The 11,184-nt window shown below is 46.6% G+C and carries 12 protein-coding genes; 3 read left to right on the top strand and 9 right to left on the bottom strand.

What is annotated here, in order from left to right; translation table 11 throughout:
• Nucleotides 1-198 precede the first annotated feature (198 nt).
• The 7 genes from mscL to KNQ09_RS00260 form a co-directional block, all read right to left on the bottom strand.
• A complete protein-coding gene (mscL, locus tag KNQ09_RS00290; protein WP_050677703.1) occupies nt 199-591 on the bottom strand; it encodes a large-conductance mechanosensitive channel protein MscL in 393 nt (130 codons plus the stop codon).
• 12 nt (nt 592-603) lie between these two features.
• Nucleotides 604-1,485: a Cof-type HAD-IIB family hydrolase gene (locus KNQ09_RS00285; RefSeq protein ID WP_050677704.1), complete on the bottom strand. Its 882-nt coding sequence runs from the start codon at nt 1,483-1,485 to the stop codon at nt 604-606.
• Between the two features lie 75 nt (nt 1,486-1,560).
• Nucleotides 1,561-3,012 carry a cardiolipin synthase gene (gene cls / locus KNQ09_RS00280; RefSeq protein ID WP_050677705.1) on the bottom strand — a complete coding sequence of 484 codons (1,452 nt, stop codon included), beginning with the start codon at nt 3,010-3,012 and terminating at the stop codon, nt 1,561-1,563.
• Nucleotides 3,013-3,148: 136 nt separating this feature from the next.
• Nucleotides 3,149-4,558, bottom strand: coding sequence for a protoporphyrinogen oxidase (gene hemG / locus KNQ09_RS00275; protein ID WP_133207906.1), 1,410 nt, complete (start codon nt 4,556-4,558; stop codon nt 3,149-3,151).
• Nucleotides 4,548-5,480 carry a ferrochelatase gene (hemH, locus tag KNQ09_RS00270; protein WP_050677707.1) on the bottom strand — a complete coding sequence of 311 codons (933 nt, stop codon included), beginning with the start codon at nt 5,478-5,480 and terminating at the stop codon, nt 4,548-4,550. The genes hemG and hemH overlap by 11 nt, the downstream gene beginning before the upstream one ends.
• Nucleotides 5,477-6,523, bottom strand: a complete 1,047-nt coding sequence (gene hemE / locus KNQ09_RS00265; RefSeq protein WP_023467354.1) for a uroporphyrinogen decarboxylase — start codon at nt 6,521-6,523, stop codon at nt 5,477-5,479. The genes hemH and hemE overlap by 4 nt, the downstream gene beginning before the upstream one ends.
• A gap of 143 nt (nt 6,524-6,666) precedes the next feature.
• The gene (locus KNQ09_RS00260; protein WP_023467353.1) at nt 6,667-6,969 is read right to left on the bottom strand and encodes a MerR family transcriptional regulator; all 303 of its coding nucleotides are present in this window, start codon (nt 6,967-6,969) and stop codon (nt 6,667-6,669) included.
• A gap of 117 nt (nt 6,970-7,086) precedes the next feature.
• Between KNQ09_RS00260 and KNQ09_RS00255 the strand changes: the two genes are divergently transcribed.
• Nucleotides 7,087-8,385: an ammonium transporter gene (locus KNQ09_RS00255; protein WP_023467352.1), complete on the top strand. Its 1,299-nt coding sequence runs from the start codon at nt 7,087-7,089 to the stop codon at nt 8,383-8,385.
• Nucleotides 8,386-8,445: 60 nt separating this feature from the next.
• On the opposite strand, the gene KNQ09_RS00250 is transcribed toward KNQ09_RS00255, so the two are convergent.
• Nucleotides 8,446-9,582, bottom strand: coding sequence for an ABC transporter permease (locus tag KNQ09_RS00250; protein WP_214857022.1), 1,137 nt, complete (start codon nt 9,580-9,582; stop codon nt 8,446-8,448).
• Complete coding sequence (locus KNQ09_RS00245; RefSeq protein WP_064300383.1) at nt 9,579-10,313, bottom strand: ABC transporter ATP-binding protein; 735 nt, start codon at nt 10,311-10,313, stop codon at nt 9,579-9,581. The genes KNQ09_RS00250 and KNQ09_RS00245 overlap by 4 nt, the downstream gene beginning before the upstream one ends.
• Before the next feature lie 316 nt (nt 10,314-10,629).
• Between KNQ09_RS00245 and KNQ09_RS00240 the strand changes: the two genes are divergently transcribed.
• Both KNQ09_RS00240 and KNQ09_RS00235 read left to right on the top strand, forming a co-directional pair.
• Nucleotides 10,630-10,878, top strand: coding sequence for a GlsB/YeaQ/YmgE family stress response membrane protein (locus KNQ09_RS00240; protein ID WP_023467349.1), 249 nt, complete (start codon nt 10,630-10,632; stop codon nt 10,876-10,878).
• Between the two features lie 33 nt (nt 10,879-10,911).
• Complete coding sequence (locus KNQ09_RS00235) at nt 10,912-11,163, top strand: GlsB/YeaQ/YmgE family stress response membrane protein (RefSeq protein ID WP_029340936.1); 252 nt, start codon at nt 10,912-10,914, stop codon at nt 11,161-11,163.
• The last annotated feature ends 21 nt before the right edge of the window (nt 11,164-11,184 follow it).

The raw sequence follows: 11,184 nt of genomic DNA, 5'->3' as shown, positions 1-11,184 counted from the left end.
GAGACACAAGCCAGTTTTCCTGCTTCATTCAAGCAGGAAAGAGGGTCTTGTTTGTCTCTGACAGCGCATAATGCGCTTGTTCCTGTAGGAGTGGCGTGTGACGCGTCATTCTTTTTTACGAGATAAGGGTGGCAGATCATCATTCTGCCACCCTTATCTTTGTAGAGGCTGACTTTTGAGTCAGCTTTGTTGTATCCGTCAATTTTTAGTCGATGACTCACTTTGACGAATCAAGGCATCTCTGATTTCTGTCAATAATTTTTCTTCTGTCGTTGGTACCGCTTCTTCTTCGACGACCTCTTCCTTCTTTCGGAATGAAGTGATGCCTTTGACGAAGATAAACAGCGCAAAGGCGATCAACAAGAATTCGATGCTCGCTTGAAGAAATTGACCGTACTGCAACTCTGCATTTCCGACCATGACCGACAATCCCTTGACATCAACACCACCGATGATGATGCCGATCAGTGGCATGAACACGCTGTCGACGAGGGATTTGATGATCCCGCTAAACGCAGCACCAAGAATGACTCCGACCGCTAAGTCGATCACATTTCCTCGAAACGCGAACTCCTTAAATGCTTTAAACATGAAACGTCCCCCTTACCAAGCGCGGGACGCCAACTGCTGAATCGCATATCCGACGCCGTGCTCATCGTTTGTTTTCGTCACGTGATGGGCAATCGCTTTTGCCTCATCATGACCATTTCCCATCGCGATCGCCTTTCCGGCAACTTTGAACATTGGAAGATCGTTTAGATTATCACCGATGACAGCGACTTGTTCGATTGGCACACCGAGGTGGTCCGCGAGGATTTTAACTGCCGTTCCTTTATCGGCACCGACAGCCATGACTTCGATGTTATCGTGTCCTGACGACGTGACATAGACACCTTCGACCTTTTGCTCGATTTCCTGCCAGATTTTTTTCATCAATTCTTGATCAAACGAGAATGAGATGAATTTAAATACTTTTCCCGCTTGGTTACGAATGTACGACCGGAATCCATCAATCATCTTGACGTCTTCGTGGACATAATAACGATCGTGGAAGAAATCAAGCACTTGTTTCGCCCGATCACTCTCTTCACTCAACTCTTTCAGGGAATCATAGGCTGCGTCGATCGTCGCTCCTTGTGCTGTCACGAGTCCTTGATCACAGAACATCTCGAAGAAAACTTCATATTGACTGATGATACCGTAAATTTGCTGTGCTTGTTCCGTCGTCAAAGTCGTTGCACTTAACTCTTCTCCATCGACGGTCATCACACGTGCCCCGTTTGAAGCAATGATTGGACAGTGGATTCCTGCTGCGTCTGTTAATTCTTTTGCATTTAAGTAGTTACGTCCTGTCGCGATTGCAAATTCGACACCTTGTTCGCGTGCCGCTTCAATTGCCTGAATCGTCTCCGGTTCAATTCGTTGTTTACCTGAAAGAACGGTACCATCCATGTCTGATACGAGTAGTTTGATTGGATTTGCCATCGTCTTCACTCTCCTCTTTTTCTATTTCCATACCACTATACCATTTTTCACATTTTGACTGGTCGTAAACACGGTTTACAAGATCGGTGACAACAAACGCGAAATACTTTCCTTGAATTTAATCGTTCTTGAACGTGCGGCATACGACTCGACCGTCATGAGCTTTGATACCTCACAATCGGCGAGGAAGAGCCGTTCTAGTTCAATCGCTACTGCCTGGTCATAGACGATCGTATTCATTTCGAAGTTCAAACGAAAACTTCGCGCATCGATATTCGTTGTTCCGACCGAAGCAATTTCTCCATCGACGACGATCGTCTTCGCATGCAAAAATCCAGGTTCATACGTGTAGATTTTAGCTCCGTAAGATAGCAGTTCCCCTACAGCAGCAGTCGTTGCCCAGTAAACGAATGGATGGTCCGGTTTGTTCGGAATCATGATGCGTACTTCCACTCCGGATAAGAGGGCTGCCTTACATGCATCTAAATAACTCGTGTCTGGAATGAAATAAGGCGATTGGATATAAATCGTCCGTTTTGCTTCGTTGATCATTTTAATCAAGGCAAGCTTCAAATACTCTGAACGAGAATCCGGACCCGATGTGACGATTTGCATCGGTAATATATCCTGAATCCTATGCGTTCCATAGTAAAACAAAGATTTTTCCGTATAGACGTCACTTGCTTGGTTCCAGTCGAGAATAAAGCGATCGAGTTGATCGTGAACGACGTCACCTTCCAAGCGAAAATGTGTATCCCGCCAGTAGCCGAACTTTTCATCGATACCGAGATATTCCGTACCAACGTTGAACCCACCAATGTAGCCGATTCGACCGTCGATGATACAGGATTTACGGTGATTGCGGTTGTTCAATCGAAAATTAACGAATCCAATCGTCGACGGGAAAAAGGCAAACACTTCTCCCCCGTGTGCGAGTAAATCCTTGAAATCCGTCCGTTTGAGACTACGTGATCCGACAGCATCATACAATAGACGGACTTTAATCCCACGACGGGCACAATCGGTCAATGTATCGATCAACGCTAACCCGAGGCGATCTTTCTGAATGATGTAATATTGGATATTCACTTCATGCTCAGCCTGGCGGATATCTTGAATCATCCGATTGAACTTCTGCTCGCCATCCGAAAGAATCTGTAGTTGATTCGAGAGACTGAGTAACGAACCGTTCGACATCAGGTTCATCCGAATCATATCCCGGTGTTTTTGAATCATCGGGTGCCGTCCCATCGTTACAAGTTCTTTTTTCTGTAAGGCGATCCGTCTATCCTGTTCCAGTTGTTCTTCATCCGTGACACGATAAAAATTCGTTTTTTTCAACAGTCTTCCGAAAAACAGATAGACGAGAAACCCAACGAGCGGAACGAAATACAAGATGAATACCCATGCCCACGTCGCACCAATATCGCGCCGCTCGAGAAAAATAACCGTCAGGACAGCCAAGATATTCATGATAAGCAATCCGTAGACGATGATGATCGTGAACGTACTCCATACTTCCACCATACGATTCCCTCCCGCTTCAACGGTATTCTTCGATTTTGATTCCTCTGTCTCTTATTCCCGTTTCCTTCCATGTCATTCTTCTGAAGACAAAAAAACCTTTTTGAAGCACTGCTAGCTTCAAAAAGGTTTAGGCGTGTCATGATTCTGGACATGGTTCCGGTTGTTGTAACGCCATTTGTTCAAGTGTCGCTTTGACACCTGCTACACAGTCTGGCAAACCAACACCATCATAGGCGAGTCCGGCTAAATGAATGTGTGGATAGTGCGAAGCGACGGTTTCTCGCACTTCTTGAATCCGCTGTGCATGTCCTACCGTGTAGGCCGGTAAGCCGTCTAATAGACGACTGATGACGACACGCTCCGGTTGCAAGGGACGACCACAGATGTTTTCAAGATCTTCTAAGACGACACGTTCAATCACTTCGTCAGATTCACGAACGAGTGCATCTTTTCCGGGACGTCCGATGAAGGCACGGAGCACGGTATGATTCGGTGCTGCATGATTCCACTTTTGATCGATCGCCGTACATGCTGTAATCGAATACGGCGCCCGACGGTTGACGATGAATCCCGTTCCATCAATCGGTAACGCTGTTTCCTTTTCGAAAATCAACGTGACCGTCGCCGTCGAGTGTGTCGAAAGGTTCGCAAGCCCAGGAAGCGTCGCTTCTGGTAACAGGGACACGACTTGGCGATGCGGAATCGTCAACAAAATATCATCGGCATATTCTGGACCGTGATCCGTTTCGAGACGATACCGCCCGTCTTCTTCCCGTTCAATGGAACGAAGTGGTGTCTCCAGACGAATCTCTGTCCGTTCAAGCACCTCTTCTAAACGCTCGACGAGAGACTCGAGTCCAGTAGCAAGTGATAAGAATTGACCTGTCGCTTTAAGCGTCGGACCTTGTTGTTGATCAAGCGGACGCATGAGGCGCATTCCTTCGAACAAGCTTCCCGCCTTTTGCTCATTCGCAACGAATTGCGGGTAGGTCGCGAACGTACTCATCCGGTCGATATCACCCGCATAGATGCCTGAAAGAAGCGGTTCGATCAACTTCTCGACGAGTGCATCTCCAAGACGCGGACGTAGGTATTCCCCTAATGGGATGTCTGTTTCCGGAATCGTCAAATCAGGAGCAGGGTGAAGCAATCGTTCTGTCACCTCTGCTTTTTCTTCTTCCGTCAGTAGAGATGTCTCTGCGAATAACTCTAAATCGGTCGGGATCCCCATGACGGCACCTTTTGGAATCGGGTGGAGACCACGCGCATCCAAGATATACGCTTGCGACGTGTTATTGCGAACGAGTTGCTCCCCTAATCCGATCTCTTCGATGAGATCCGTCAACACGTGTTTCCGTGCGACGTATGAATCCGGTCCCCGCTCGATCGTCAATCCTTCGTCCCGATATGTCGCCACCTTACCACCGAGACGACCCTCTGCCTCGAGTAACGTGATGTTCATCTCCGGAAACTGCTTCTCTGCATAATAGGCGGCTGCAAGTCCTGATATACCACCGCCCACGATGACGAGACGTTTACTGGACATAACTACCCACCTGTTTCGCAACGGCTTCCGTGACAGCTTTCATGAAAGCTGGATCCGCGTTTGGCATGACAGGTCGCGCATAATGAATTCCGAGTTCGTCGCAGACGACTTTACACTCGTAATCATTATCGAACAATACTTCTAGGTGATCGGCAACGAAACCAACGGGTACGTAGACGAATGCTTCGTATCCTTTTTCTTCGTAGACGTCACGTGTCAAATCCTGAACATCTGGTCCAAGCCATGGTTCTGGCGTTTGTCCAGCCGATTGCCAGCCTGTGATCATATGCGGTACACCAGCACGTTGCGCGATCAATTCGGCTGTCTCTTTCAATTGCTCTGGGTATGGATCACCGTTTGCAATGATTTTCTCAGGTAGACTGTGTGCTGAAACGACGAGAACAGCTTTCTCTTCAGGTACTGGTAAAGCGTCGAACGTCTTGCGGATTTCTTTACCCCACCAATCGAGAAACGCTTCTTCTTTGTACCACGATTCGACGGATGCGAGACGAATACCGTGCTTATCCGCGACTTCCTTCGCACGACCATTGTATGAACGGATACTGAACGTCGAATAGTGAGGTGCTAAAACGACCGTGACCGCTTCCGTAATGCCGTCTTTTGCCATTTGCTCGACAGCATCCTCAACGAATGGCTCGATGTGTTTCAGACCAAGATAGAGCTTGAACTCGATTTCACCAGCATATTTCTCAGACAATTGACGGTGTAGCTCTTCAGCCTGATCAATCGTGACTTGTGCGAGTGGTGAGACACCACCGATGGCTTCGTAACGTTCCGTCAACTCTGCCAATGCTTCTGGAGACGGTTTGCGTCCACGACGGATGTGCGTATAATAACGCTCGATATCTTCTGGTTTATATGGCGTACCGTACGCCATAACAAGTAGTCCTAACGTCTTCATTTTCCTACCTCCATTTTTTCTTTCGAATAATCATGGATAAATGCAGTCAAACGTTTCAATACTTCTGGATCGACTTCCGGGAAGATGCCGTGACCGAGGTTAAAGATAAATCCTGGTTGCTTCATTCCCATGTCGAGAATTTCCTTCGTTTTTGCTTCAAGGATATCCCATGGTGCTAACAGATAAGACGGATCGAGGTTTCCTTGGACAGGTTTCGTCAGTCCACGCTCACGTGCTTCGTCAATCGACAAACGCCAATCAAGTCCGACGACGTCTAACGGTAAACTGTGCCATTCCTCTGCCAAGTGACTCGCTCCTACACCGAACATGATCATCGGCACGCCTGTATCTTTTAATTCCGTGAAAATGCGTTCCATCGTTGGCTTGATGTAACGGACATAATCTTTCCGGCTTGTCGTTCCGACCCATGAATCAAAGATTTGGAACGCTTGGATTCCTGCATCCACTTGTGATTTGATGTAATCGATGACCATGTCACCTAGTTTCTCCATTAAGGCATGCCATACCTCAGGTTGTCCATACATCAATGCTTTCGTTTTATGGTATCCCTTCGAAGGACCACCTTCAATCATATAGCTCGCAAGCGTGAATGGTGCCCCGGAAAAACCAATTAACGGTACTTCGAGTCGTTCCCGTAACAAACGAATCGTTTCATAGATATATGGAATATCTTCACGGTTAAATGGTTGTAATGCTTCGACATCTGCCATCGTGCGAATCGGGTTCGCGATGACTGGACCGATACCACTCTTGATTTCGACGTCAACGCCCATCGATGGAAGTGGCGTCATGATGTCTTTATACAGAATCGCTGCATCGACCCCTAATTGTTTTACAGGTAGTTCTGTCACATATGCGCCTAGTTCCGAGTCATGTGTGATCTCGAAAAGCGTCCGCGTCTTCTTGATTTCACGATATTCCGCTTGATAACGACCTGCTTGTCGCATGTACCAGACGGGAACGTGATCAATCTGCTCGCCACGGATCGCCCGCAAAAACGTATCATTGAATTTCTTCATCATAACTACCCCTTTATACTCGTTCTAACGCCCCAAAAAAACGTACGATAAGTTTGTGAACACAGAAACATTATATCTGAAATTAAGAAGTCTGTGCCAATAAATCGTTTACAAAATGACAGTTCTGTTACCAGTTCATGAAATGTTCACTGTTTCTTGTAAAGACCGAATGCAGCATTCAACTGACCACGAATCAAGTCAGAACGTTGTTGTTCCGTTACCTTGCGTTCTTTTTCTCGAATTTCGTGCGTGCGCCAGCCATCCTCGATTTTTTCCGCGACTTCGACGAGTCGCTCGACATCCGTAAACGAATATTTTCGTGTCTTTCCATTTGTCCGTTCTGGAAAGATTAGCTTCCGTTCCTCATAGTAACGAATCTGACGTTCTGACAAGCCGGTTAATTCACAGACGATTCCGATCGACATCACCTTTTTTTCGCGGTAGTTCATCTTCGTCACTCCTTTCCACAAAAATACCATGTCAGATTTTCTGACACAACACGTTTCTTTGAAAGTATTTCCGTCTAAAGTAAACACATACTTTAAATGGATAAAGGAGGAACGACAATGAAACTGGAACAACTCGCTATCTCAGTCGATACGTTTTATGTCTTATTCGCAGCACTGCTCGTCTTTACGATGCAAATCGGATTCTTACTTCTAGAAACAGGGATGTTACGGGCGAAGAACGCGGGGCACGTCGCCGTCAAACAAATCATCAGCTTCTCGGTTGCCGCTCTCGCCTTTTGGGCCATCGGATTCGGATTGACGTTCGGTGATGGCAATTCTATCATCGGAACGGAAGGATTCTTTTTACAAGGAGGATTCAGCAGTCTTGATTGGTCGAACATCACGATTGATGTGAAGTTCCTCTTCCAACTCTCATTCGTCGCTGTCTCCCTCGCGATCGCTTGGGGCGGATTCGCAGAACGTGCTAAATTATCCGTCTACCTGTTGTTCGGAACGTTTTTCGTTGCTATCATCTATCCGATCATCGCACGTTCCGTTTGGGCAGGTGGATTCCTTGGTTCGCTCGGGATGCAAGACTTCGCTGGATCAACGGTCGTCCACTTACAAGGTGGGATTGCCGCACTCGTTGCCGCTTTACTGCTCAAGAAACGAATCGGTGCTGAAAAAACACCGTTACTTGGACACAATGTCATCTACTCTGTCGTTGGTGCCTTCATCCTCTGGTTATGTTGGTTCGGCTTCAACGCTGGTTCGACACTAACGATTGCCGATGGATTCTTTAGTTATGTTGCCTTGACGACGTTACTTGCGACTGCAGCAGGTGCCCTCGGTGCTCTTGCCATCTCATTCTGGCACCGTCGTGTCGCAGACATTCCGTCGATCATCAACGGTGTCTTAGCTGCACTCGTTGCGATCACAGCAGCCTGTGCCTTCGTCGAACCGTGGGCAGCTGTCGTCATCGGTTTCCTCGCTGGTGTCATCACATATGGAACGAGCATTCTTCTCGCAAGCCGTGTGGATGATCCATTATGTGCCTTCTCCGTTCATGGCGTCGCTGGTATCTGGGGTACACTCGCAACTGGATTCTTCGCTTCACCACGACTCGTTGAAATCACAGGGATCGGACAAGCTGGTCTCTTCTATGGTGGCGGTTTTACGCAACTCGGCGTTCAAGCACTTGGTGTCGTCTTTGCCGTCGTCATCGTCAGCGTCTTAAGTTACGCATTCTTAAAAGTTCTCGACCTTACGATTGGTCTTCGGATCACACGCGAAGATGAACTCCGCGGACTGGATGTTGCAGAACATGGTCAATCTTCTTACGATCTTCCTGCCCCGGTCAGCAAAGAATTACGTATGGTTGAAGAAGAAGACCTCTCAAACGAACGTGTCAATTAATAATTAGTAAAGAACAAGAGCCTACACGATGGATTCATCGCGTAGGCTCTTTCTTGTTTATTACTTTCGAGCGTAGTATTCACCAATCACAAGCGCCAAGGCTGCCCCACCAACGACATAGAGGGATCCACTGAAGAAGAATCCAAGTAGCGTCAGGACGATGCATTGACTGATTGCTGCGAAGCGGATGATTTTCCGTTTCGCCAGTACGGCATTTCCAAATGGTAATAGACGAGTCAAAAGATGCTGATCGACTGCTTTCGTGAATGGCGCCAACTGAAAACTAGTTAGTCCTCCGAACGCTGGAATCGCTAAGGCGACGAACCAAACATTTCCACTTGCCAACCACATGAAAACAGCTCCAATTAACGTCAAACGAACAATCAATCCGATCCCGTCTCCACTCCGGATGAACTGTTTGACATACAAGTAATCGAATGTCGTTTGCGCTCGATATGGAATCCGCTCGACCATGTTACTTAAGAGACGACGGCGTTTATACGTTGCCGATAGATGCGGCACATCGACGAACCAATTCGCTAATCGATAAAATCGATCGCGCGATTCCTGCTCAAGTGAAATCCATTCGCGTAGAGGAAGATGATCCTGACGCTTCAGATGAAGGACGACCATTAAGAGAAGTGCGACGACGATCGCCATCCACGCCATATCGATGATGACGAGAAGTGCCGCTCCGAACGCATATAACAGCACCGTCCGATGTGCAATTCCTTCAAGTTTTGATAAGTTCGCTGCTGCTCCGAACAGTCCAAGTGCTACCCCAAGTAAAACAAGTTCAAGTGGTGTCGTCTGTTCCGTTCGAACATAGAGAACAACGACAGCTAAAAATGGAATCACGGCACGGATGATACCAAAGACCGCATTGTACGCTCGTACTTGTTGCATAAACCCTGATAACTTCGCTAATACCGGTAACAAAAACACTTGGTCCGCCTCAACGAGAAACGTCCGACTCGTCCGGTAGAGCGGTAAAATCAGAAACAAGGCTGCCATGACGAACCGACCAGGAAACGATGGATCGAGTTGGTCGAGGAAACGACCGTATACGACTAAACCGTACAAAATAACGAAGTACACGGTGAATAATAGTCCACCATTCGCCATATACCTTGTGTATTTCACCGTCTCGGTCATCGCCGCCTGATACCGTTCCCTCCATAAGGACTGGCTGCTCATCGTTCCGCCTCCTCGATTGCAGCGACGTACAGATCATCTAGTGTTCCATCTTGTAATCCATATCGTGCGCGTAAAGCAGCTGTCGTCCCTTCCGCTGCAATGTGACCCTCATGTAAGAGTACGAAACGATTACAATGCCGTTCTGCTGTCTCAAGGATATGCGTCGACATTAAAATACCTTTACCGTCTTGCTTGAGTTCACTAAAAATCTGTAATAACTCGCGAATCGCGAGCGGATCTAGTCCAACAAACGGTTCATCGACGATCAACAGCTCACTCCCTGTGACGAGTGCGCACAAGATCATCGCTTTTTGTTTCATTCCTTTTGAGAAGACACTTGGAAACCATTCGAGTTGCTTCGTCATCCGAAGTCGTTCAGCGTAATGTTGCGCGCGTTCTGTCGCGATCGCTTCTTCGACATCATATCCTTGTGCCATCAGACGAAGGTGCTCCCGTAATGTCAGTTGTTCATATAACATCGGTTGTTCTGGAATGTATGCAACTTGACGACGATACTCGGTTTCGTTCGTTGCTAAATCCATTCCATTGATTCGAACTGATCCCGTCTTGACTGGCAAAAGACCGAGTATGTGCTTGATCGTCGTCGATTTCCCAGCACCGTTTAAACCAATTAAACCAACGAGTTCACCCCGATCCACTTCGATACTAATGTCATGAAGGACGGTTTTCGATCCATATCCACCTGATAAACCTTTGATATCTAATAACATGTTCGCCACTCCCTTTAGGCTCATCGTAAAGTAGATTTGCTTCGTTTTTCTAGCTTAACGCCTAGTTTTTTTAAATATAATGTTTTAATACTTGTTTTTTCGGCAATTACTCTAAGTGTAATCGTTACATCAATATATGAAAACGATTTACATGTAAATTGAAAGTGAAATCAATGAATCGTCCATTCATTCTCTATCAAGTGGTCTAATTGTCTAGTCATTTAAAGAATGAACGATTTCAGATTTTTTCATTTTCGCACGTGTTTATAACTGCCTGAAAACAGGTAAAACTAATATGTAGAGGAGATGTTTTAAAATGGGTTTCTTATGGGCACTCATCATTGGTGGTCTCATCGGTTGGATCGCAAGTTTAATTATCGGGAAAGATGTGCCGGGTGGCATCATCGGTAACATTATCGCTGGTTTCATCGGTTCGATGATCGGTCAAGCCATCTTTGGTTCAATGGGACCAAAAATCGCTGGTTTCGCAGTCATTCCGGCTATTCTCGGAGCAGTCATCTTGATCTTCATCGTCTCACTTATTCTCCGGGCAGTACGTAAGTAATCATATATCTTAAATTGAAAAGGAGTGTTTTAAATGGGATTCTTATGGGCATTAATCGTCGGTGGTATTATTGGTTGGTTAGCAAGCTTGATTTTAGGTAAAGATGTTCCAGGTGGTATTATCGGTAACATCATCGCTGGTTTCGTTGGTGCATTGATTGGTCAAGCATTATTCGGAGATTGGGGTCCAATGGTTGCTGGATTCGCAATCGTACCTGCTTTACTCGGAGCTATCATTCTTATCCTCATCGTATCGTTCATTCTCCGTGCGGTGAATAAACGATAACCAAAAATCCTCGGACGTTCT

This window comes from Exiguobacterium sp. s191 (assembly GCF_018618955.1).
In the GTDB taxonomy this organism is placed as follows: Bacteria; Bacillota; Bacilli; order Exiguobacteriales; family Exiguobacteriaceae; genus Exiguobacterium_A; species Exiguobacterium_A abrahamii.
The sequence above is the reverse complement of the archived record's forward strand: the minus strand, read 5'-3'. Positions and strand labels throughout refer to the sequence as shown.